Annotated in this window: 14 protein-coding genes; 9 read left to right on the top strand and 5 right to left on the bottom strand. The window is 44.0% G+C overall.

Annotated features, from left to right (window positions below; all coding sequences use genetic code 11):
- Positions 1 to 16 precede the first annotated feature (16 nt).
- The 5 genes from AC58QG_RS10355 (at position 17) to AC58QG_RS10335 (ending at position 12,092) form a co-directional block, all read left to right on the top strand.
- Complete coding sequence (locus tag AC58QG_RS10355; RefSeq protein WP_497361967.1) at positions 17 to 910, top strand: carbohydrate ABC transporter permease; 894 nt, start codon at positions 17 to 19, stop codon at positions 908 to 910.
- A 92-nt stretch (positions 911 to 1,002) separates the two neighbouring features.
- Positions 1,003 to 2,604: an ABC transporter substrate-binding protein gene (locus AC58QG_RS10350; protein ID WP_497361966.1), complete on the top strand. Its 1,602-nt coding sequence runs from the start codon at positions 1,003 to 1,005 to the stop codon at positions 2,602 to 2,604.
- 148 nt (positions 2,605 to 2,752) lie between these two features.
- The gene (locus tag AC58QG_RS10345; protein ID WP_497361965.1) at positions 2,753 to 7,852 is read left to right on the top strand and encodes an immunoglobulin-like domain-containing protein; all 5,100 of its coding nucleotides are present in this window, start codon (positions 2,753 to 2,755) and stop codon (positions 7,850 to 7,852) included.
- A 275-nt stretch (positions 7,853 to 8,127) separates the two neighbouring features.
- Positions 8,128 to 9,981, top strand: coding sequence for a heparinase II/III family protein (locus tag AC58QG_RS10340; protein ID WP_497361964.1), 1,854 nt, complete (start codon positions 8,128 to 8,130; stop codon positions 9,979 to 9,981).
- Between the two features lie 20 nt (positions 9,982 to 10,001).
- Positions 10,002 to 12,092, top strand: coding sequence for a hypothetical protein (locus tag AC58QG_RS10335; protein ID WP_497361963.1), 2,091 nt, complete (start codon positions 10,002 to 10,004; stop codon positions 12,090 to 12,092).
- On the opposite strand, the gene AC58QG_RS10330 is transcribed toward AC58QG_RS10335, so the two are convergent.
- Complete coding sequence (locus AC58QG_RS10330; protein WP_497361962.1) at positions 12,061 to 12,951, bottom strand: helix-turn-helix domain-containing protein; 891 nt, start codon at positions 12,949 to 12,951, stop codon at positions 12,061 to 12,063. The two genes, AC58QG_RS10335 and AC58QG_RS10330, sit on opposite strands and share 32 nt — an antisense overlap.
- A 109-nt stretch (positions 12,952 to 13,060) precedes the next feature.
- Between AC58QG_RS10330 and AC58QG_RS10325 the strand changes: the two genes are divergently transcribed.
- Entirely contained in the window at positions 13,061 to 16,402 is a 3,342-nt protein-coding gene (locus AC58QG_RS10325; protein WP_497361961.1) for a DUF5107 domain-containing protein, read from the top strand.
- On the top strand, positions 16,402 to 17,349 hold the full coding sequence (locus AC58QG_RS10320; RefSeq protein WP_497361960.1) for a hypothetical protein: 948 nt from the start codon (positions 16,402 to 16,404) through the stop codon (positions 17,347 to 17,349). Before AC58QG_RS10325 ends, AC58QG_RS10320 begins: the two co-directional genes overlap by 1 nt.
- Before the next feature lie 5 nt (positions 17,350 to 17,354).
- On the opposite strand, the gene AC58QG_RS10315 is transcribed toward AC58QG_RS10320, so the two are convergent.
- The 4 genes from AC58QG_RS10315 to AC58QG_RS10300 all read right to left on the bottom strand — a co-directional run bounded on the left by AC58QG_RS10315 (position 17,355) and on the right by AC58QG_RS10300 (position 22,606).
- Entirely contained in the window at positions 17,355 to 18,497 is a 1,143-nt protein-coding gene (locus AC58QG_RS10315) for a Ger(x)C family spore germination protein (RefSeq protein ID WP_497361959.1), read from the bottom strand.
- Positions 18,494 to 19,579: a GerAB/ArcD/ProY family transporter gene (locus AC58QG_RS10310; protein WP_497361958.1), complete on the bottom strand. Its 1,086-nt coding sequence runs from the start codon at positions 19,577 to 19,579 to the stop codon at positions 18,494 to 18,496. Before AC58QG_RS10310 ends, AC58QG_RS10315 begins: the two co-directional genes overlap by 4 nt.
- Entirely contained in the window at positions 19,576 to 21,066 is a 1,491-nt protein-coding gene (locus tag AC58QG_RS10305; protein WP_497361957.1) for a spore germination protein, read from the bottom strand. The genes AC58QG_RS10310 and AC58QG_RS10305 overlap by 4 nt, the downstream gene beginning before the upstream one ends.
- A gap of 163 nt (positions 21,067 to 21,229) precedes the next feature.
- The gene (locus AC58QG_RS10300) at positions 21,230 to 22,606 is read right to left on the bottom strand and encodes an extracellular solute-binding protein (RefSeq protein WP_497361956.1); all 1,377 of its coding nucleotides are present in this window, start codon (positions 22,604 to 22,606) and stop codon (positions 21,230 to 21,232) included.
- 145 nt (positions 22,607 to 22,751) lie between these two features.
- Between AC58QG_RS10300 and AC58QG_RS10295 the strand changes: the two genes are divergently transcribed.
- Both AC58QG_RS10295 and AC58QG_RS10290 read left to right on the top strand, forming a co-directional pair.
- Positions 22,752 to 24,977, top strand: a complete 2,226-nt coding sequence (locus AC58QG_RS10295; RefSeq protein WP_497361955.1) for a hypothetical protein — start codon at positions 22,752 to 22,754, stop codon at positions 24,975 to 24,977.
- 10 nt (positions 24,978 to 24,987) lie between these two features.
- Positions 24,988 to 25,890: a DMT family transporter gene (locus tag AC58QG_RS10290; protein WP_497361954.1), complete on the top strand. Its 903-nt coding sequence runs from the start codon at positions 24,988 to 24,990 to the stop codon at positions 25,888 to 25,890.
- Positions 25,891 to 26,012: the final 122 nt, after the last annotated feature.

Here is a 26,012-nt window from a genome sequence, read left to right as displayed (position 1 = left end):
AAGGAGGCGGCCCAGAATGTCTAGATCATTCTCTGCTAATTTAGGCAATAAGTTAATTCATGTGTTCTTAATTCTATTTAGTTTAGCGTTCATCATTCCATTTATTCTTGTTATCGCCGTCTCATTCTCCAATGAGGAATCATTATTAGAATACGGATACAAGTTAATCCCGATAGACTTTGATCTGACGGCTTATAAACTCATATTCGGAAAGCCGGATCAAATATTGTATGCCTATCTAACAACGTCTGTTCAGGCAGTAGGCGGCATGATTTGTGGATTGATCGTCATGTCCACTTGCGCTTATGCCTTATCTCGAAGAAACTTTAAGCTTCGTAAACCGATTGTTATGTTTATCTTCTTCACATTGCTATTCGGTGGAGGATTAATTCCAAGCTATATTCTCATTACGCAGTATCTACATCTCAATAATACGATCTTTGTGTATATTCTTCCGACGCTAGCTAATGCTTTCTATATCATTATTTTGCGCACATTCTTCCAAGGATTGCCTGATGCTTTGGTTGAATCAGCCAAAATTGATGGTGCTAGCGAATTTCGAGTCTATTGGCAAATTATTCTTCCGCTGTCTAAACCAGCTCTTGCAACCATCGGATTGTTCGTGCTGCTTGACAAATGGAATGATTGGTTTACATCTTTGATTTATATTCGTAATGAGCATCTTTACACCTTGCAATTTCTATTGCAACGAATCTTGATGGAAGTTGAGTTCCTCAAAAATGCCATGACCTATAACATGGAGTTGGACAATGTAAATCTGTATAAACTTCCGTCTGAATCCCTCAGATTTGCTATGGCGATCGTGGCGGCAGGACCACTACTTATGGTGTTTCCGTTCTTCCAAAAATATTTCTCTAAAGGACTTACAGTTGGTGCAGTAAAAGGATAATTGCCTGTTTATACCAGCTCTGGAATGATTGATGTATATTACAGAGCTGTATAATATAATATTTGTGTAGATTGAAAGGGGAAAAAACAAAAATGAAATCGTTTAACACAGTATTTAGCAAGACGATTCTTCTAAGTATGACGACGGCTTTAATTATAACTGGGTGCAGCAAATCACCTGCTAGCACACCAGCGGCTTCTACAAATGCAACACCAACTGCTGTAGCAACAGCAGCTGCTGCAAAGCCGGTTACACTGAAGTTTGTAACAATGGGGCCTGGTAAGCAAGCAGATTCACAAGAGGTTTATGAAGAGTTTAACAAAAAATTGGCAACGTTACTTCCAAATACGAAGGTAGAATTCATTCCACTCACTCAGGCAGAATATGCTGAGAAATGGAAGCTTATGGCTGCAGCATCCGAGGAGATTGACATTGCTTGGACAGGATTTGTATTGGATTATCCAGCTGAAGTCAACAAAGGTTCTTACATCGAATTGGATGCATTAGTTGATAAATATGCACCGGAAATTAAGAAAGAAATTCCAGCTTGGGTATTAGACCGTGCTCGTGTGAATGGTAAATTGTATGCGATTCCAAACTATCAGCAAGCGGTAGATAACCGTCCAACGATGCGCGTACCGAAAGAGTTTATTGATAAAGGGTACATTGATCCGAAGGCAGCACAAGAAACTTTCTATAAAACGGGCCCTACTTCCAAGGAATCTTTGGCTGTCATCGAAAGTTACTTAGAGAAATTGAAGCAGAACAATCAATTACGCAAAGGGTTTAGCCCGACTGTACTTACGGGTATGCAGCATCACAATATCATTACACCATCTTTCAAATTAGTAGGTGATTTGAAAGACCCGAAAAGCTTAAAGGTTATCAATTTGTATGACACACCTCAAGAAGTACAATATATCAAAACAATGACGGATTGGTTTGCCAAAGGTTACATTCGTAAAGATATGTTGAGCTTACAAAATCAACGTCAAGATGAAGGTAAACCAGATGGAAACATTGCTTGGTTCCATACGATGGTTGGAAGTATTGAAGATGTTTCGAAAACAGATTCAACAAGATATGGTTTCCCAATTCAACTAATTCCTATGGAAGAGAAGTATACCATCTCCAACTTGTCAGATTCCACAAACTTTGCTATTACAAGAACATCCAAAAACCCAGATCGCGCTATGCAACTTCTTAATTTGCTAGATACGGCTAAGGGTAAAGATCTTTATAACCTTCTTGTATGGGGGATTGAAGGAAAGCATTACAAGAAAACTGGGGACAATAAAATTGAAACCATTGGTTACACAGGCCAAGGAACAGCAGATGCTAAATATGGAACATTTGCTTATGCAATGGGTAATACAGCAAATAGTTTCGAAACACAAGCTAACCCGGCTAATTTCATTAAGATCTGGCAAGATGCGAATGCCAGCGCAACCGTTTCACCATTACTTGGTTATAAACCTAATCTTGATCCAATTAAAACAGAGCTTGCACAAATTGCAGCAGTTGTTAAAGAATATATTGGTGCTGGTAGTGCACTAGTCCTAGAATCAGGTGCAGTTGCTGACTCCGACAAGAAATATGCAGAATTCATTGAAAAAATGAAAAAAGCAGGTTCAGACAAAGTTGTAGCTGAACTACAAAAACAAGTTGATGAGTTCTTGAAAACTAAAAAATAAGTTGTAGTAAATGGATGTAAAGAAAAGAGTCATTGTAATTATTGCAATGACTCTCTTTCACTTATACGAAAAATATGAAAAACTGGGTGCACATTAAATGACAGCGCTTACAACCACCCGAATTTAATGATATTTGGAGGTATAGTTGATGCATAAAGGAATAGCAAAAAAAACGCGCAAAGTAATTGCCCTACTGTTAGCGATTCTAATGATTTGCGCACCAATTCTTTCAATGCCGGAAACAACATTAGCAGCAGGTGTGACAAGCTACTACGTTGATGATACAAATGGAAACGACGCTAACGATGGTTCTTTAGCAGCACCTTATAAAACCATCCAAAAAGCCGCTACTGTAGCAACTAGCGGTGACACAGTCGAGATTAGGGCTGGTGTTTACCGTGAGACTGTTACCCCTGCAAGTGACAATGTAACATATAAGAACTACAACGGTGAAAAAGTTATCATGTCTGGAGGCGACTTGGTGACAGGATGGGCACCATCAGCAACTGGTGCTAACATTTATGAGGCACCTATGTCTTGGGATTTTGACAATGGTAATGGCAATATTGTCTTTTATACGGATGCAGCGGGGAATCCCGTATCCATGAGCCAAGCCAGATGGCCATACATCAAGGATAGTGAGATGTTTAACAAGACAAAGTATGCAAAATTTACTACTGATCCTACAGGGCCTGTCGGAACAGCTGATGGTCTCTATATGACGTATTCTAACAAAGCTGTCACTGGCGGCTTACCTGTTACAACAACAGATGCTTGGAAAGGTGCGTTGATTGTTGCATCTGTAGCTAATGGTTTTACCGTCTATACGGGTGAAGTTACGGGCAGCAGCACTTCGTTGAGTTTTAAATGGCCTTATACCTCCGGTTATTTCCCAAAATCTGCGAGTCCAGGCTTTGGTTTTTATCTCACCAACTCCCTTACCGCACTGAAGAGGATTGCAGCAACTCCAACAGCCAATACAGCAGCGTGGTATAAGGACGTTGCCGCTGGAAAACTGTATATGGTATTAACGGATGCCTCCAATGTTGTGGTGGATCCAAGCAGCGGTGCCGTTGAGGCAAAGCATAGGGCGTTTGTGTTTAACTTAGATGGTCGTTCTGGTACTACCATCCAGGGTATTGACGTACGTGCTGCAGGAATCAACTTTGCAAACTCCCATGACAACATATTTAAAGGCGGAGTTATTGAAAAAGTGGACTCCTACAACAGGCTTTTTGATACGAGTGTAATAACCGATGGCCTGGTTTCTGGTTTTACATTGGATGGCTACAACAACACTGTACGTGACAGTGAAATCAAGGATATGTTTGGCTCTGGAATCATTATGAAAGGCCATGACAACAAGGTAATTAACAATCACATCCACGATGTTGACCGTTATGGCGTGTATGCTGACGGTGTCACCATCTATGGGTACAATCAGCTGGTGAGCCACAACTCCATCCACGATGTAGGCCGAAGTGGTATTGGCGGTAAGTTCAGCAACTCTGTCATCCAGTACAATGACATCTACAACGGCATGAAGATTTCCTACGACGGCGGACTCCTTTATGTTGTGAACCACGACTTTGGTGCTTCAGAAGTTCACCACAATACGGTACATGATACGCCAAATGGTGAAGGTATTTATTTTGACAACGTGACAAATAATGCGGTGATTTATAATAACATCGTTTGGAAGACTAGCGTAGGGTTCCTGATTAACACACCTAGCGAGCGTATGATCGTGTTGAACAATACGGCATACGATAATGCCACGGCTTATAGTAGCTGGGGTGACCCCAACGATACAATCGGCAATTATGGAACTGTGATTATGGGCAATATCTTCACTGGTACATTCAACTCACAAGCGGCAGGCGGAGCTGTTGAGAAACTCAATGTCGTTGGTACTGTTGCCAATCTTGGTTCTAATTTTGTAGATGCAACAAACCGCAATTTTGCGTTGGTCAATACAGACAGCTATCGTAGTGTTGAGATCCCTGGTGTTACAGACGGGCATACTTCATCTTACGCGGTAGCTGGTGCAGTCCAACCGGGCGTGACATGGAAAGCGGGACATGACTTTGCCAATGCTGCCAATATTAATCCAACTTTCCAGATACACAATATTCCTTATAAACAGTTGGTGAAGAATGGCGGTTTTGTTGACGATTTGGCTGAATGGACCTCAATAGGAAGTCCGGAAGTTATTAAGCATAACGCATGGGATTACAGAGCCGGAAATGGTGGATTGATAAAAGATGGTTACACCGGTGTTGTTTTGGAAAATGGCGAAAAGATTTCCCAAACGATAACTGTGAAACCCAACACTAGTTACAATGCAAGTGTTTGGGGCAAGGTAATGGGACAACGCGTGTTTGCTGGTGACAGAGATACGTCAGTCAGTACGCCCATTAATCCCCTTTTATACCGTGCAACCGACGCTTACTTGATCACTGGAGCAGACACTACCCTGAAATTCAAAGATGTGGAGTTTGCACCGGGCGTGGATAAAGTGTATTTTGGTACATCGTCTGTTTCCACTACCGGTAAGATCGAGATGTATATTGGCGATCCGGCCGCAGGCGGTACATTGATTGCCACAGACCCATTTAGCGATGACGCATCATCAGGCGGATGGAAATATAAAACTGCAATCGCACTTAATAACCTACCTGCACCTGGGACATATGATGTTTATTTGAAATTTACAAACACCAATACAGCGACTCCACGAAATAGCTATTTTAGTGACTTTGTACTTTTTGACTCTACACCCAATCCTAGTACAGACTACATTGAGCTCGGAGTCGACGGGTTCAGCGGTGGTTCAGTGAAAAAAGAGTACTCCTCCATGATCTATGGTCCCGCTGGCGCAGGAGCTAGGCCTATCAATGTCACCTTTACGACAGGACCTAACGACACCAGTGTTACCATCTATGCCACTCAAAAAGGTACCGGCGGCAAATTAAGAGGTTATGTGGATGAGTTTGGTTTGGCAGAAGAAGTGCCTTATTCCGGGTTGAAGGGAACTAAGAGTAGCAGCACCGTTAGTTTGAACTGGCAATATGTGCTGGGAGCGGTAGGCTACGATGTACTGCGTTCGACTGTCGCAGGCGGGCCTTACACGACAGCGGTATGCAGCTCAGTAACGAACTACGCTTGCACGGATACAACGACGATGCAAGGATTGACATATTATTATGTCTTGAAATCTCTCGATTCAAACGGCACCGTAATCTCAACTTCGGATGAATACTCGGTCTCCATAGAGTATGTGACATCGGGTGATACGAATCAATCGATGTATTCGTTAGACAGTTTTGAAACCGGCCTCAACAACTGGGCTGTGGTTTCGGGTAAAGGCACGCCAACGCTAAGCTCCGCTCAAAGTCATTCTGGCTCTTGGAGCTATATTATTAATGAAGACATGGATGCGATTCAGCAAACCTTTGCTTCTCTACAGAACAAAGTCGTATCTGTGTGGTTCTACGATACGCTTGCAGCACCAAGCTTGCAGCAGAATTTAGCCTGGGTCGACAATGGTACTAACGTCAGAGGAATCGGGGTTGATAAGAATAGTTCAGCAACGAAATACATGTATCGTATAGACGGTACTAATACGGCTACAAACATTCTACGAACGGTTGGCTGGCATCAATTTACATTTGATTATACCTCCGGAACAAAGTTGGATATGTATATCGATGGAACCCTTGTCGCCACGCCGACGGGAGTTACTGGCTTTAAGCGAGTGTTACTTGGCGATCAATGGTCGAGCGCCGGGTCTGCCGTGCAAGCAGCCTATTACGATGACGTGAGAATTGATACGACACTGCCAGTTTACTCGATCAATTTAATTGGGGAGAATACGATCACTGCGTTGAATGGCACATTACAGTTGCAGGCTTCTTTACTACCTGCGGCTGCAAGCAGCAATTTAACTTGGAGCGTTTATGATGCCGATGGTGTTACGGCGACAGATAATGCAACGATTGATTTGAATGGACTACTTAAGGCTAAAAAAGACGGGACAGTTATCGTGGTTGCAACAGCTAATGACAACAGCGGTGTTAAAGTTTCCAAAACGATTACGATTAGCGGACAAATACCGGTTGCATCGATCTCCGTATCAGGTGCAGGTGGTGCTAATGCAATCGCCGTTGAGAATGGCACACTGCAAATGCAGGCTTCAGTTCTGCCGACTAATGCTGCAAATAAAAATGTAACATGGAGTATCTTCGAGGAAGACGGTGTTACTTCGACGAATAAGGCAACAATTGATGATAACGGGGTGCTTACGGGAGTAAAAGAAGGAATTGTCAAAGTAGTAGCGATAGCTGTTGACGGCAGCGGTGTACAAGGTTCCAGTTCTGTAATCATTGATTATACACCGGCTGTAACGACAGACAATGCCCCTACCGGATGGGTCAAGGGAGATATTGACGTAACTTTGAACGCTGTTGATATCGTCTCAGGGGTAGCGGCAACTTACTTTACGGTAGACGGTGGCGCCCAACAAAGCGGAAATGTGATTTCGTTCAACACAGATGGAGTGCATACGCTTGTATATTGGAGTGTGGATCATGCAGGCAACGTTGAAGAAGCCCATACGGTAACCGTAAGCATCGACAAGACGGCTCCGAACATTACGATATCAGGTTCAAATTCTACAACTGTTTACTTGGGTTCGACTTACACAGACGCTGGGGCGACAGCTACTGACACAGTGGATGGCGATGTAACGAGCTCAATTGAAACAACTGGAACAGTTGATACATCCAAAGAGGGTACTTATTCAATTATGTATAGTGTCCATGACCATGTTGGAAACACAGCAATCGCTACGAGAACGGTCCAAGTAATAAACGTCTATAAGTTTAGTGGGATTTTAAAACCGATAAACGTGGATGGTTCAAGTGTTTTCAAAAAAGGAAGCACAGTCCCAGTGAAATTCCAACTAACGGACGCTTTAAATCAATACGTTTCCAATTTAAGTGCTTCAATAAAAATCACTTACTTGTCAGCTGATGTAGATGGAACAGAAATTGAAGATGTGATTTCGACTGATGCTTCGACAGGAACGCTTTTCCGTTATGATAGTACAGCTAAACAATATATCTTTAATTTGAGCACCAAAAATCTGGAGGCTGGGAAATATCTAGTTGAAGTTGTATTGCCTTCAACCTATACACTTGTTTCAACAACGCCTCTAAAAGTTACAATCAGTTTGAGAACTAAATAGGATGATTGGCGAAGGGCACTCTCTCAAGGAGTGCCCTTTCCTTTTGTTCATGATGGACGCAGATGTTTACTTATTTAAGTTTAATAAAGTAACTTTAATTGCTTTTCGTATCTATTCTCATTCGCGACAACAATATAATAGCTTTATCTTTAAATTGGCTCCCTATTCATCCGTATCCCGGTTTCGTAAAATAAAAGTATAGAACAATCAAAGTAAGGAGTCATTGCAACACATAGCAATGGCTCAATTTTAATATGTAGGAGTGGATCATAAATATGCTTCAGCAATTAACCTTTCGTCAACTAAAGAATGCTTTAGAGGAAACGCAACACTTACCGCGTACGCTCTATTCAGAAGCAACCCATGCTGAGAATTGGCGTCGCATCCGGGAAGATGTGAACTACTCCGATTTCTGGCTTTCCTTAGAAAAGAGAGCAGAGCAATTAATTGAAAATCCCGTTAGAGCCCCGCTATTCACGGAGTTCACGCTGTTTGGCGATACGGGAGACAGAGAGATATATCAGAAAGTCTTTGAACAGCTGTATTCTGGTGTCCATGTCTTCAGCATGCTTGCGACGACAGAAGATAAGCCAAAATGGAAGTCAGGACTTGAGAATGCGATTTGGAACGTATGCAACGAATACACGTGGGTAATACCTGCACATGTGGGACTTTACGTGAATGAATATCCGAACGGCATCTGGGACCAACCTGTTCCACCCCGTGAAACAGTAGACCTTCTAGCAGGAATGACGGCATTTACGTTGGCGGAAACGGTTCATTTGCTGAAAGATCGCTTGCATCCCTGGGTTGTTCATCGTGTGAAAGAGGAAATTGAAAAGCGAATATTTAACGTGTACTTCAATGACCCGACACCTCAAAACTGGGAATTGAAAACAAATAATTGGCCGGCAGTTTGCTCCTCAAGTATAGGGGCGACGGCTATTTACATGATCGAAGATAGTGAGAAGCTAGCTGGCATGCTTTGGCGAGTGATTGGAGTCCTGCGTAATTACTTCTCTGGTTTTGATGAGCAGGGTGCGACACCAGAAGGGCCCGCCTATTGGCAATATGGGTTTTCACATTTTGTTTATTTTGCCGAATTGTTAAAGGAACGAACGCATGGGCGGATTTCCCTTCTCAGCGATGAGAAGGTGGCGGCGATTTCACAGTTTCCGCAATTCTGTATGCTATCGGGGGGGAAGGTCGTTAATTTCTCCGATTCTGCCGACGAAGTCACCCTGAATCCAGGGCTTATCCAGCGGTTACAACACTATGTACCAACGCTGCAGCTTCCTAAGGACGCATACCGAATGAAACCTGTTCCAGGCAATTGGTTAGATGTAACGAGAGGGATGCTGTGGTCACTAGACTCGGAAATTGAACACGCCGCAGAAGATGGAGAGAGACTTCAAGAACAGATTTTCACCGGAAATCAATGGGTCATCTCGAAAGTAAGGGGATCACATGGCGGGATTACAGCATTTGCCGCTAAAGGTGGACATAATGAGGAGCCACACAATCATAATGATCTGGGGCACTTTATTTTACATGTGAATGGTCAAAATGTGCTGGCTGATTTAGGGCTTGGACGCTATACCAGACAGTATTTTCAACCAAAGATTAGATACGAGATGATTAACGCAGGTTCTCATGGGCATTCCGTACCAATCATAGACGGCTGCCGACAAGGATTTGGAAAATCATACAGGTCGGAGATCTTACACAAGCAAATCACAGAAGACGGTCTCGAAGTAACTCTTGATTTGACCCAAGCTTATGATTGTGTTGCAATGGAAAGCCTCACGCGTGAATTTGTTTGGAAACGTCCATTAAATGAGAACCCTCAATTGGTGATCAAGGATCGCGTCGTTTTGAATAAAACATCGGTTACGTTTCATGAGGTATTTATAAGTTCTGTTGAGCCCCAAGAGACAGATACAGGACGGTTACAAATGAATTCGGTGGTACTGATCTACGATCCAAACCAGTGGAAACTTGAAATCGAGCATCTCTTGGTAGACTCTCACTATAAATCGGGAATGCCATTTTACAGGATTATATTGGATCGCAAGCAAGTGGAAAAGGAAATGACGGCCCAGTTTCAATTTGAAATCAGAGAAATCTAACTATGTCTTGGGGGTGCAGCATGTTTACCGCAGATGAAATGGATTATTTAGAAAGTTTAAAGGGATCAAGTCCGATTCAACCTCACATTGATAAGTTTCAACAAGCAAGTAAGCACGATAATTTTGAAGTAACCGGATTATCTCGTGACATCTATCTGGATTTTGCCGAAGCGCGTATACGGCAATTTCTTCCGTTTCAAAGTGAAAACGGAGGGATCTTGGATCCTAGTGATGGGAAAGAGCATGAATTTGCTACCGCTTCTTTTGCCAAAGCTGGGGCGATTCTACTTGCGAATGAACGGTGTAAGGATGTACAAGATCTGATTTTACTGGCGATGGATTGGGCTTGTATCTGTTTAGGCGAGAATAGAGTTCCGGACGACCACGCTGATTTCACGACATACATGTTAGTTCGGGCCTATCAATTGCTGTCACCGAGGGTTGATACGAAGAGGAGCGAAGCTTGGGAAATGAATTTGTCCAACGTTGAGCCTGAGTCCTTTTATTGTCAAACGGTTCGGAATTTTCCAGATATTCGCACCATCCGCAACTGGGCTACTTATGCCATGCATGGAGAAATGATGAGGCATAGAGAAGGGTTTACGAACTCTACGGCTTTCATCGATAAGTATTTGAAGCCACAAATGACGCGTTTCACACGGGAAGGGCTCTATCGCGACCCGAATCTCCCAGCTGCCTATGATTTGGCGGCACGTCAACAGCTTAGTGGGTTACTTGATGCCGGATATAACGGGGAATGGAAGGAATTCCTGGAGTTACAGCTGCGCAAAGGTGCCCAAACGATGATGTTTATGCAATCTACAACTGGAGGGACGAGCTCTGGAGGCAGGAGTAACCAAATCATTTGGAATGATTTGACCTTTGCTAATCTCTGTGAACGTGAGGCAGCGCGGTATGCGAAGGTAGGAGATCTCGCATGGGCTGGCTGCTTCAAGCGCGCTGCACGGAAAGCTTTGCAATCGATTATGCGCTGGATCGAAGATCCCGTAGAATTTCGGTTGTTAAAGAATCGGTTCGATAGCGATCTTCGAAATGGTTGGGAATTTTACGCCTATTATTCCACGTACAGCTTATATGCAGCTCAAATCGCAGCTTCATGCTTCGAAAGTGCTGACGAAAGCATACGGGAGAAGGCAACGCCTGCGGATTTAGGCGGATATGTTGTACCGATCGAGTCTTTTCAGCGGATCTATGCAACAACAGGACCTCAGCAAGGCAGTTATCATCTCGTCATGGATACGGCTGCACAAATGGGGCATGATGCAACTGGTTGGGTTCGCTTGCACAAAGCAGATTTCCCAGAAGAATCGGCACTGTCGATGGGGATACCCGGGCTCAGCGGCAATGTTCACTTGAATTATTTTGTGGCTAAGCAAATCATCCCGCGTCCGCATACACCAGCAGCTATCGGACTGACTTGGAGGGACGGGCACGGCGTCTGGCACAGATTAGCAGGCTTTGGCAGAAGAAAGCACGAAGCTTTTGCATCTTTGGATAAGGATGGTGTGCCAACCATTCCTGAGAAGATGCATTGGCAAGCCAATCTGGCAAATGTTCAGGCAGATCCTGATGTGTTGTCCTTCCAAATCCAGTATGCTTCAACGGGACTCCAGCTCTTAAACGATATGGATTTGCGTACTCCTGATGAAGATCTACATCCAGCGTATAAGCGATCCATTGCTGATATGCTGCCAAGACCTGGTGTCGAGGGGATAGCAGGGATCACGGAAACTTATCGGATTGCTTTCGAAGGTGTCACAACCGAATGGTCCGTTGAAGCAGCAGAAGACATGCCGTTATCCGCTGTTGGCGTCACGGTTCCAGTGCTCGTATCCAACGGAACGGATGAGAGTGTCATTTGCGTGGAAGGGAATAAGCTGGTTGTCTCCTATGCCAATTCGCGTTATATCATCCAGCCTGAAGGTGAATCTGACGATGTAGAGCTGGAGCTTCTACCAGGCTTGATGCCGAATCGCAATGGCAACTATCGTCTCGCACAATGGATTCGTAAAGATGTGAAGAAAACAATTGCCCTTCATTTCGCATTAGAGAAAGACTTTACCCCTTCGGAACGTTCCGATATGCGCTAGGTGAGGAGCCCGTCATTTTCTTGAATAATCTCGAGAAGTAATAAGGATCCGTGATCCCAATGGTTGCAGCAACTTCTTTGATCGTCAATCCTGTTAAACTAAGCAATTGGGCGGCCTTCTGAATTTTGAGACGCAAGAAGTACTCAATCGGAGGGAATCCGGTCTCTTCATTAAATAGCAAAATTAGATGCTGTTTCGACAAGCCCGTGTGCTTGGCCAATTCAGGGAGCTTAATCGAATCCTCCAGACGATCACTCATGTAGCGGATGGCGAGTTCGAGATATTGCTCTCTTTTTTTGTCCTTGGCGGTACCTCCAGCGCTGATACCTATGCCGCTTATCAACTGTCGAATTGACTGTGATACATGCGTGTGGATGGGCAACGAATAGGTTTTGTCCGATAGCAAGGCAAAACACTTATCAAAAACATCCTTAAATTCGCTAATGGCTCCAACTGGTAAATGGAGCGGTCCCGCATCCATGCCATACATTCGAATAAAAGAAGTGACATGGTCGCCTCGTAGATGAAACCAGTAAATACTCCATGGGGCATATAAGGAGGCTCCATAGCGATGCGGCGTTTTGGCAGGAATAACGGCTAGATGGTTTTGGGTCAAAGCGATTGTCCTTTGCTGATCCAACTCGATCCAACCTTCCCCGTCTGAGCAAAAGATGAAGATGTGGGAGTCGCTGCCTTCGGGTCGTTCTCGATAATGATGCTGTGCTTGGGGGAAAAATCCAATGTCGCTTATGAATAAATCGCGTGTCAGCTCTGATCGGCATAGCTCTGTCTGCATGTAATCGGGGAGCACAAATAATTTCTCTTCTTTAAATCCTTCAGGTTTTCTAGTGGTATCCAATTCCCATCGCTTCCTTCCTATAAATAAGAATATAATCCATTACATTAAGCATTTTGTCAATTGGCGATTGGCTTCTGTCAAGGTAAAGTAGAGACAATAAGATAAAGGAGTGATCGTGTTGAGTCAGAAAGTTCGCATTTGGGAAGAAAAGTCGTCAATACCGACTTATGGCATCGGAGAGCCAGATCGCAATCCAATGTTCCTAGAGAAACGTGTCTATCAAGGAAGCTCGGGTAAGGTGTATCCGCATCCGGTTATCGATAAAATTGAAGATGAGAAGAAACCACAATCCTATAGTATGGTGATTCTGGAAAACGAATATGTTCGCATCGAGATCATGCCTGAGCTTGGCGGACGTATTTACCGTGCCCTAGATAAAACGAATGATTACGATTTCGTTTATTACAATCGTGTGATTAAACCAGCACTAGTTGGTCTAGCTGGTCCATGGATCTCAGGCGGTATTGAGTTCAACTGGCCGCAGCATCACCGTCCAAATACGTATGGTCCGGTTGAATACAAGTTAACCGAAAATGAAGATGGCAGCGCAACAGTTTGGGTCAGCGAAATTGACCGTATGTATGGAACGAAAGTTACAGCTGGTTTCACCCTGTATCCGGGCAAAGCCTATCTGGAAATATCGGCGCAGTTGTACAATCGAACACCGGAACCACAGACATTCCTATGGTGGGCAAACCCAGCGGTAGCGGTTAATGAAAATACGCAATCCGTATTTCCTCCCGATGTAACAGCGGTCTTCGACCACGGTAAACGCGATGTATCTAGATTTCCAATCGCGACAGGAACGTATTACAAAATGGACTACTCCGCAGGCGTTGATATTTCACGCTATAAAAATATTCCGGTACCCACATCCTATATGGCTTATAAATCCGATTATAACTTCGTCGGCGGTTATGATCATGGTGTTCAAGCGGGATTGCTTCACGTCGCGAATCACCACGTTTCTCCAGGCAAGAAACAATGGACGTGGGGGAATGGCGAGTTTGGTCAAGCATGGGATCGTAACCTAACCGATGAAGATGGCCCCTATATCGAGCTGATGACAGGTGTTTACACAGACAATCAACCGGATTTCACGTGGCTGCAGCCGTATGAAGAGAAATCCTTCAAACAATATTTCATGCCTTACAAAAATATCGGTGTCGTGAAAAATGCATCTATCGATGCAGCCGTCAACTTAGAAGTTGATGAGAAGTCGCGTGAAGCTATCGTGCTTGCGTATGCGACATCTGTTTTCGAAGGTGCTGTCGTAGAGTTGAAAGGCCGCAGCCGCACGTACTTGAAAGAAATCGTCAAGATATCTCCGACGCAAACATTCAAGTCTGTGATTACATTGGATGATAACGATCAACCACACGACCTGAAGCTGACTGTCCGTGATGCACACGGTACCTTACTCATTGGCTATCAGCCTGCGAAGCCGTCCATCGAGCAGGTTCCGGATGCAGCTAAGCCACTGCAAGCCCCAGAAGAGTTGAAAACGAATGAGCAGCTATATTTGGCAGGGTTGCATCTGGAACAGTATCGTCATGCAACGTTCGAACCTGAAGATTACTATCTGGAAGGTTTGAAGCGCGACCCAAGCGATAGCCGCATCAATGTAGCATACGGAACACAATTGTTGCGCCGCGGATTGTTTGCCGAGGCAGAAGGTCATTTCCGGACGGCAGTGAAGACACTCACTTGGAGGAATCCAAACCCTTATGACAGTGAAGCTCTCTATCAGTTAGGTGTTTCGCTTAAGCTTCAAGGACGTTTGGAAGAAGCCTTTGACGCGCTATATAAATCGACGTGGTCTGCAGCTTGGCAGGACGCTGGCTTCTTCACGCTTGCACAGATTGCTTGTGAGAAGGGGGTTTACGGAGAAGCGTTGGAGTTGGTTGAGCGTTCCCTCATTCGCAATTCCCGCAATTACAAAGCACGTCACCTGAAAGCCGCGCTTCTTCGCAAGCTGGGACAAACACAGGAAGCCTTAGTCTACTCGCAGGAGACACTTGCATTAGATATCGCTGATTTCGGTTCAGCCAATGAACGATACCTTACACTAACTAGCCAAGGTGACCAAGCGCTTGCAAGTGAAGTGAAATCTGAGCTTGTGCGACTTATGCGCGAAGACGCACATAATTATCTGAACCTAGCATCTGATTATGCGAATAGCGGCTTGTACGAGGAAGCGATTGACGTGCTTAATCGTATCGTCCAAGATCACGTTATTTCAGAAGTGTACCCGATGGTTCATTACACACTTAACTATCTGCAAGAGAAAAGAGGGAATGCGGAGCAGGCACAGCTTCATAGGAAAGCTGGTAATTCGGCAACATCAGATTACTGTTTCCCGAATAGCCTATTCGATCTGCAAGTACTGACGAGTGTCATTACGGCAGATTCTAATGATGATAAAGCACATTATTACCTGGGAAATTGGTTTTACGATAAAAGAAGACATGAGGATGCAATCACGCATTGGGAAGCGTCACGTTCTATAAAGGAAGATTTCCCGACTGTAAATCGGAATCTATCACTTGCTTATTTCAACAAGCGAGGGGATTCAGCATTAGCACTTATTGCTATGGAGAAAGCTTTTGAATGCAATTATGAAGACGCTCGCGTATTTTATGAACTGGATCAATTGTACAAAAAGCTTGGCTACTCGGCAGAGACTCGCTGCAGCAAGCTAGAGGAACATCAAGCTTTAGTCAACAAACGCGACGATCTTTACGTCGAGTACGTTACCCTTTTGAATGCGCAGGGTTATCACGAAAAAGCTGTTCAAGCTCTAAAGGTACGAAATTTCCATCCTTGGGAAGGCGGCGAGGGCAAAGTAACTGGGCAGCATGTTTTTGCCCATATCGAACTGGCTAAGCAAGCTTTGGCCGAGAAACGGTTCAAAGAGGCAGTTACCTTATTGCGGCATGCACTTGTTTATCCAGACAATTTAGGAGAAGGCAAGCTGTCGGGTGCCCAAGAGAATAACATCTATTACTACCTCGGCCTCGCACATGGAGGTTTAAATGAGGCTGAGCTTGCACAAGAATGTTTCACCATTGCATCCCAAGGATTAGAGGAACCGGCAAGTGCGATGTATTACAACGACCAACCGCCTGATATGATTTTCTATCAAGGGATGGCTTGGCTTGCGTTGGGCAATGAAAAGGAAGCGAAGCGTCGCTTCAATAAGTTGGTGGATTACGCAGAGAAGCATCTATTCGACGATGTGAAATTCGACTATTTCGCGGTTTCGTTGCCAGACTTCTTGGTATTCGAGGATAATTTGAACGTTCGGAATGAAGTCCACTGCCGCTATATGATGGGACTTGGGCATCTCGGACTAGGTAATTTGGAACTGGCGAGAGAGCAGTTTAATAAAGCGCTTAGTCAGGAAGCGAATCATACTGGCGCTCGAATTCATCGGGGCATGTGTTTCTAATGGAAAAGCATAAGGCTATAATCGCAGCAGGAAACTACAAAGGCATCAAATCCTTAACGATTGAAAGTGAGCAGATTCGGATTGAAATGATACCGCAACTCGGTGGTAAACTGGTTTCGATTGTTTATAAGCCTACAGGGAAGGAGTGGATGCTGGACTCTGGTCCTCGTTCTTTGCGACAGCCGAAATACGGCTCCACCTTCACGGATTGGGATATGAGCGGTTGGGATGAATGTTTTCCTACGATTACGGCATGTGCAGCGGAAATGGATAACTATGTTCATTTACCTGATCATGGTGAACTTTGGGCGCTGCCATGGGAGTACGTGATCGAAGGTAACGAAGTTATTTGTTCCGTTCGGAGCCCAAAGGCTCCCTATCGGTTCATGAGACGAATCTCATTCCCATCTGCGGATCGGGTGCGGCTTGATTACCATGTTTACAATTATAGTGATCAACCAATTCCCTTTTTGTGGGTGCCGCATCCCCAATTTAGTGTCACGGAACCGACGCGTGTTCTTCTTCCAGCATCCATGAAGGAGATGCTCTGCGTGTACGAAGGTAACACGTTGAAGAATGGCGAATCCTACGCATGGGAAGACGTGTCGCGGCTTTCCCCAGAAGTTACTCGGGATGGTCGAAAGTTTTATTGCGAAAGCAAGGTGCCAGAGGGCTGGTCAGGGTTATATGGCGAAGAAAGCGGTAACTTCTTGATCATGTCTGTCCCACCAGATAAGGTTCCATTCCTAGGAGTGTGGATAGACGAAGGGATGTTTAACGATCGAGTTACTTGTGCCTTAGAGCCTAGCATCGGCTATTATGATTCACTTGAAATGGCAGTCGCAAATGGGACTGCACAACGGATTCTAGCAAATGCATCTTTTGAATGGCATTTGGAGCTTTCAATTGGCCAAGGAGATTGGCGTAATGCTACGCTAGCCTTCTAAGATCTTCAACTGATAGCCCCTGTACTTGTTATGTGCACTTGAACATTCGTCTTTAACTTCACATCCTTGTATTTGTTCTTCCAGTCGATGTTTTTCCAACGCTCAGGGTACTTTACTCTGAGCTTTCTTCCTATTCCAAGCGCATCGCAATTCGCTTCTAGCAATTGCTTTGCGACGCCCGCTGCTTGTTTGTTTAGTACTGCAGACAATTCTTGATTTAGCTGCTCTCTATCGATTTTTTGGCCCAAACTGCTTGGGGAGCTACTAAGCGCACCATAGAGGTCAATCTTAACAGTGCTTTCGATTTCTTGCGTATTTGGATCAACAGAAACTTCGAAGGCTCTCTTTAATTTCCTTACTTCAAAAACAATCAAAGTAGTCTCTGACTTGCTAGACTTGTTCGGTGCAGAACTCTGCCCAATTGGAATATCCAAGAAGGCATGTTTGTACAGCTTGTCTTTTAGAAGCAATAGGATGATACTTTCCTCACGGGACAAAGTCACACCAGTGAATTTGTCACCATCAAATAATCCGCTACTGTCAACGACTAAAGCTTTATTATTAATACTACGAATCATGGGAACAACCGTATCTTCACCTGGATCCGTGATTTGACTCCATATCGAATAGTTCGTTTGCTCAGGAACAACCGTCGTACGCACTGCGCCATCAATCAATTGTTTAATGCCAAAAGCAACAGGACCCTTTTCTATTTGTTTAAATGAGAGTATGTCAGAGGCTCTTCCCTTACTTATGATAAAATACGATTTCAGATACCCTTTAGGATTCCGATAAAAAAATTCTAAAGTTGACATTAACCCTCCTTTCGCCAGATCTTCACCGATGATAACCACATGGTTCTTGCTTGCTTCAATGGTACCGGGAAGCATACTATCTAATGTGTGACCAAGATTGGAAACGGAATCCCCCGTTGCTTGCATGAGTTCATCCTTCACATCGAATTGTCCGCCACCTTTACTCTCCAAAATAACGGCTCTTATCGTTCCGAGGATTTGATTATCTTTCGCTTTATCAAGGCTTACGCCATTTATCATCTTTTTACTCGTTAAATATTGAATGTCCCAGCAGCCTGTGAGGAGCATAGCTAGAAATCCTAAGCAAACCGTAAGAACAAGTTTTTTTCTCATGTTGACCCGACCTTTTTCATGTTTTTCCGCAAGAAGGACATCATCCATAACAGCAGTGGAATCACGACAATCATAATCAGGTAGCCATATTCTAACCACTTACTGAAGACATCATAATTTTCCAATGTGGAAAGAAAGGACGCTAATAGAAAGATAAGCCCCCCACTGAACAAAATCATCCATCGATAAGAGGATTGATTTGTAGTTAGACTTTTGCCAGCTATGCATAGATAAGACACAATGGTGGCGGTCATTGGAATAATCCAAATCGTCAAGAAGATCAGATCCAAGCGGTCAAACAATTGATAAGTTAACCCTTTGAAAATAAACAAAACGGGTTCATTCACTTGTGCTAACGCGGTAGGACTAAATCCAATCAGGCAAAGGAATACAAAGTACGTGTAGAATAACGTAACAAAGCCATTTGCTAAGGAGATCACACGGAGCAACCCTTTGGGGCTATTTTGGACATGGGCAGAGAAATAGAGGATCACCTCAAAACCTAGCATTGAAAAAAAGGTGCTTTCACTTCCCTTGAAGATTTGCCCAACACCGGATTGACCCACTGGCAAAATGTTAGTAAATTGCATGTCGTTCGAAAAGTTTAAAAAACTGATCAAGAGCAGCAGGGCAAAAAGTACGGAACATAATAAGAAAAATCTACCAATGACGCGCAAATTTTCAATGGCTAGATAGACACCGGTCCCTATGATGAGCAAAAGGAGTACCCAGCTAGGCGTAAGCGCGAGCATCCACGTATTCACTAATTTCACATAGAGTGTACATGCATAACCCGCAATAACGATGAAAAAAGCATAGTAGATTAAATTTAGAGCTTTACCAACATAAGCTCCAAACACTCGAACCGTCAATTCACTTAAGGTCTGATTGGGAAATTTTTTGAGCAGCTGCCAATATACGAAAAGCAATAACTGAATGACAACCCCGGCCACAAGCACGGAGATCCAAGCATCCCCTTTCGCTGAACCTTGGATTTTCGAAGGTAAAGATAATAGCCCTATGCCAATTTGCGTCTTGATGATCAGAAAAAACAAGTGAGTTCTACTTATCGTAGGTTTCAAGGACGCTTCCACCTCACGAAGAAGGAGTGTTTGGTGTTGCCAGGTTGTTTATTGTTCCTCCATGTAGGGAGTCTTAGAAAAATATCTTTTAGACTCTGCTTACCCGTAAAAGGACCAAAAGGTTCGAAATAAGCGACCCCTAATGTCTCTAACTTGCACAGATGTATAAAGATGATCATCATCATGATGGCAATCCCGAAAAAGCCAAACATTGATGCGGCAAGCATGGTCGGAAACCCTAGAATCCTCAAACTGGTTCCAAGCTCATTAATCGGAGTTGCAAAAGAGGCAATTGCCGTCAATCCGATAACAACAATCATGGTATGAGAAACCAAATGTGCTTCCACAACGGCCGTGCCTATGACTAATCCCCCGACAATACCAATCGTTTGGGCGATGGGTGAGGGCAGTCGTATCGAAGCTTCTTTCAGCAATTCAAGTATAATTTGCATGGTGATTGCTTCCAAGATTGGCGGTAATGGAACGTAGGTTAATGAAACCTTAACGGAATATAGGATGCCAATCGGTAGTACTTCGGAATTATACGAGACGGTAGCGATATAGATCGCAGGTAAAGATATGGCCAAAATAAAGCTAATTAATCGAATCCAACGAAAAAACGTCCCTGTGATCCATCTGTTGTTGTAATCATCGGGGGATTGATAAAATGAAAAAAAAGTGATGGGAAGTACCAAAACGCTGGGATTACCGTCAACGAGAATATTAATTTTCCCTTCCATTAAATAAGAAACAGCACGATCCGGCCTTTCGGTCTGAAGGGATTGAGGAAAAGGCGAAAACGGGTGCTCCTCGATCATCTCGTCGATATTTCCTGCGGAATATAAATAATCCAGATCAATTGACCGAATTCTTTTCTCGCATTCTTGGGTAATGGTTGGATCAACTATGTTATCCATATAGATCATAGCTACTTTCGTATTCGTGACACGGCCTATTGTAAAGTACTTGACCTTCAATTTTGGACTTTTGATCCGATTGCGGAGCAAATAAATGTTTGTGCTTAAGCTCTCTATAAAGCCTTCGTGTGAACCCTGAATGACTTGTTCAGCTTTGGGTTCTTGGATATTACGGACATGTGATTGTGCGACTAGCATCATGAGCGCGATAGGATCATTCTCCATGACCATTATGCAAGAGCCATTAAGTAGATACTTCCCAATTTGAAGAACATCATTGGAATGCTTGACATCGATTGAAGTTACGATTTGCTCCACAACACCAGAATTAGATTCCAACAACGGCTGAATAACGCTAGATTGAAGCACTTCGGCTTGTACAAGCGACTCTATATATACCAATGCGCAAGGTTGATTGTTAAATTCGAGGTTATGCGTCTTTAGATCTTCTGTATAGGATAAATGTTCGTGGATCTGTGCGATTAGAAACTCGAGATCTCCAGGCTCTAGCTCGAGGGTAGAGGTTTGTGATTCCATGAGCGCTTGGTAATTAATTTTATTGAGTTTCATGTCATCATCACCTCGCTGCTAATAAGTCATTACCTATTATTAACAAATCCCCCCGTAATTATTTTGCAATATTTGGGGGAGGGGACAATGAATGCAAGAAATAAGCAGACTTCTGATGAATACTTAGTTGTCTGCTTAATTTTACGAAGGCGCTAGAAATCAGCTAGGTAAGCAGCTTACTCTCCAGCCTTTCAGCGACTGCGGAGGCCGACTCCAGTCCAGCCCAATACAAACCCATCTCAGCTTCTATCTCCTCAAGCATTGTCCAATCCGTAAATAGCTCATGTTGAAAATAGCTGTTTTCGATCGAATCGTTCACGATGTTAAGAGATTCAAGCGTATCCTTATCCCAAAGTTTTTCGTTGACTGACTTCAGAACAGATAAGAACTGTGAGGTCCTACTGATCGTTTCCTGTACGTCGGTGTCGCAAGCGATTTGAAGAAATTGGACGGCTAGATCCAAGTCGCTGCATGCGGCTGGCACCATAAAAGCATTGGCTAATAGCAGTGTAGCTTTCAGATCGCCAAAGGGGAGAGCTGCCACCTGCGGCTCAAAGCCTAGATTTTCGTTTCTCCAGCCTGCTAGCTCGATCGATGTAGTAAGAACCATGCCTGCTTTCTCATGGATAAATGCTTCTGAGCTCGAATGATATTTCGAGGATAACGTAGCGATCCGCAAGCGATAAAGGAGATCGTGGATAAAGGTTAACGTCTTCATAAGAGGTTCTTTGTGTGTCGTGCTTTTGAAATCAACACCGTTCTGCAAGGCGAATACAGGCCAGCGACTGGAAGATGAATGAAGGGAGATCCCATATTGATCTACAATACCATCGCCATCTGTATCGACTGAAAGCTTCTGTGCAGCATGGATGAAATCGTCCTTGGTCCAATTCGGATCCGGTCGCGGTACGTTATATTTATCGAATAAATTCGGGTTATACGCCAGATAAACGGTGGAAAAAGTAACCGGTGCAGCGATCACGGCATCTTCACGGCGAAAGGTAGTTACCATTCTAGGATACATCGATGGAAGACATCCTTTTAGCGGCTCCCGCAAATCAACAAAGGTCTCAGCTTGATCCCTCTCCATAAATTGTCGGTCGGTCACAAAGATGAGGTCTGGCTGCAGCCCCATTTCACTGCTCGTCCTTATGTTCGCCCAAAAATCATCAGAAGGTAAGCTCAGCAGTTTGACATCAACGTTCGAGTGTTGCTCTTGAAATCTATCAATAATCAACTGCATGGCGTTATCGGCAAAATGGGAAGGAGAGGTTGCAACGATGCGCAGTGTTTTACGCTGTGTCACCGGGATGACGAGATCAGGAGAAACAATCGTGCCTTGTCCTGCCTTTTTGACAATCAAGTTCTCTTTCAGTAATTCTTCTAATGACTTTCGGACTGAAGTTCTGCTCATCTGATAGTGTTTGCACAATTCATTCTCAGACATAAGATATTGACCCGGCCTCATATAACCGGAAAATATTTGTTCGCGTAAAATGTTAGCCAGTTGGGAATACCGGAAATTGCTTTCTCGTCTCATCTTGTATCATTCTTTCATTCATATTTGGTTGTTCAATTATAGCGTAAAAAGAAATTACATTTTCACTAGTATTTTAATTGATATTCAATTACGATACAAGTATGATACATGTTATTTATTTGATCTGTGATGCGGAGGAGAGGGAATGAATAGTTCACTATTAAAGAACGCATATGGCGAACCCTATTTAGTTTTCGATGTGGAAGATGTTACTGAATTTCTTTCTCCAGAGGAATTTTGGAGCAAACTGCCTGATCTCCAGCTGCATCCATCCAATCACAACATATGGACGATCCCATTGTTTCGCTCGTTTTTTTGGGGTTTAACGGAAATGGAAGAGAAGCTTGTGACGTTCCAAGTGGCAAATGACACGGTTAAAAGGGATGCTGAAACACCAGTCGTCTCCAATGTCATAGGAAAGACTGTTCACGAACGCTTGGTCATTGATAAAGCTATGCCATTTAAACCTTTCATGACTGGTCATGATAAACAAACCCTCACCTATAGCAACCGTTACTATCCGAGACGCATGCATGATTATATTTTGCAGGAATATTTGCCGGCTTACGTATTAACCGAGGATCAACAGTTTTGGAACCGTGCTGAAGAACTTCTCGCCTTTCTTCGATTTACGCGCTGGAAAGAAGACGGAACGAACGATTTTGTGGAGCAGTTCTATCCAGAGGAGTTCCACCCACGTCCCGGATGGGCTGGAGGGTGGGATTATGTGTTCGATTGGGAATGGTTAGACGGATACGGCTATAACTGGCATCTTCACGAGCCTGATCACCATGTATGCGCAGCCATCGCCTCCCTCCACATCCATATGTATGAGCGAACTGGGATACAGCATTATTTGGAAGACGCAAGATCTTTTGTTATGAACCAAATTCCTCGTTACGGGTTTCATAAAGGGGTTTGGAATGGCCGCGTTTATTATTGGACGGAGTATAATCCTACGGGTAGTTCGGAAGGAAATCCGGTCGTAGACGCCACCGATAACGTAGTTGCATTAGTTGCTATGGCTGTTGCAAAAACCGGCTTCTACGAATCTGATCCCCTTATGAAGGCCCGATTGTTGGAATATGCTCGCGGTTTGTTATGGTATATGATCCGGGAGTGGGAGACGGACGGCAGATGGTTTTATGATGGGGCAGAAAATCCGATGAACGAGCGGAAATACCAATCCCATGATATCGTCTGTATCGTATGTTCCATGATTGCGCTGGTGTATCTTTACAAAGCAGGCGCGGATATCGCTCCGTTCGTGAGCAGTCTGTCTGATATGGAGGCCAAATATGCCGTCATGTCTGGCGTTTTTCAGCGCAAAGCATATTTGAAAATGGCTAAAGTTTACGACGGTTCGCCTGCACCGGGAAGTCAGCTGATGTTCAGCACCTTTTTCCATGTAACTGGCCCTTCTTTGCAGAATGTTCGATTTAGGGATAACCTCGCAGCCGGTCTTTCCGTGCAGGAGCAATTCCCTATACGGGTAAGCCGATTGTTACCTCCGGATGAGCATACTTCCGATTGGAGGTCCGCCCCTGAAACGGACCGAACGATCCTGATCACGCGGAAGCAGCTGGTTGAAGGCATCGAATTGCCATTTGAGTTGCACAACGGTGAAACCTATCGGATTAGCTATTGGGCGAATTGCGAGGAGAATTTTGACCGATATGAGGCAGAGAATCCAGATAGCGAATTGGCATGCTGGCTTCATGTCAAAGGTGAATCCGTAATTGTCCGAGCAACAACAGGAAGCTTTGGCGATCGTCCCCATAGTTATGCGCTTCCCTTTTCTATACAATCGCAGTTGAATAGCTCTAATTTCCTTTCTTTCGGAGCGAGGCTGCTGTTTCCATTTCCAGAAGATACAGCGGCAAAAGTGATAGAGAGTCCGTGGCCGGAGCCGGAAATCTACGTGAAAGAAGAAATGAAGAAGACGGAATCTTCCATATATTTGTACCCGGTTCAATGCTTGTTCCCTTGGGATACAGGGGGGCTGCCGTTTGATCCGGAGCAGCATATCGGGGAAGGTCGGGTTTGTAAGGCTTCAGAGGTGGGACAATATGTCGAAATGGCATTCCACTGGCCTGACGACACACGTAACGTTGAACTGTTTGCGGATTATTCCATGGGACGGGATAGGGGAATTGTTCAAGCGTATCTTGACGGTACCACCATTGGCGATCGGGTAAACCAGTATTGTGATACGGAGAACGCTATACCTGTCATACGAATTTTCTTAGGCCAGACATCGCTGAGTAAAGGCGAACATTCGCTTACTTTTAAGATAGTCGGCAAAGACACGGCTTCATCAGGTTATGGCATTGGGCTGCATCATGCGATTCGTATTGAGCTAGTTACATGAGGGAAAGACGGTGGATGTGTTGAAACGGGCAGACGGATTGCTCTTATTTTGTGTAACCCTTTGGGGAAGCAATTTTGTATTTGCTTCCATGCTTTCAAAGGAGTTTTCTCCTTTGTTGCTGGCCGCGTTACGATTGACATTATCCATCATCGTTTTACTGATTTACGGACTGGTTACGAGAAAATTAGTCCGGGTTAACATGAAGGACTGGAAACAATTATTGCCTCTCGGGATCACAGCCATACTTATCCATCATGGTACCTTCTTTATTGGCTTAAAAGAAACGGACGCGACTACCGCTGCATTAATAATCGCGTTGGTCCCCATTACTACCGCTATTCTAGCGGCTTATTTTCTGAAAGAGGCCATTACCATGCGAATAGCTGCAGGCTCTGTTTTAGCGTTAATCGGTGTCTATTTGGTCATTGCCTTTGGAAGAGATATTCATTTGAACATGGGCATAGGTTTGATTTTCATTTCGATGTTTGCATTTAGCGTTTCTATTATCCAGACAAGGAAAATAGCCGAAAAGATGGATCCTTTTATAATAACGGTTTATAGCACCTTAGTCGGCACCAGCATGCTTTTACCTGTCGTTATTGTTTACGAACCTGTCTTGCATGTTAGTTGGCATTTATGGGCATGGGGATTACTCTTGATCTCAGCGGTTGTCATACAGGCGATATGTTCGCTGATTTGGGCTTACCAAGTTAAGGTCGTTGGGGCAAGCCGAGCTGCCAACTATATTAATTTAGAACCGTTCATCGCTATGCTTGTTGGATTTATTTTATTGGGAACTAGAGTTAGCCTCGCACAAATTATCGGTTCCGTCATCCTCGTTATCGGAGTATCTTTGGTTACCTCGAATAAAATACGTATAAAGTATAAACAGGAGAGGAATCTACTATCGTGAAAGTTCAAATACCCTAACGAAGTCAGTCGAGAAGCAGTTGGTACAGGAAATTCCTGGATCAGCTGCTTTTTACTATGACGACGTCGCAATATAACTGTTGTCAAAAACTATACAGTTATGTT

This window comes from Paenibacillus sp. J22P169, from assembly GCF_059691995.1.
The sequence above is the reverse complement of the archived record's forward strand: the minus strand, read 5'-3'. Positions and strand labels throughout refer to the sequence as shown.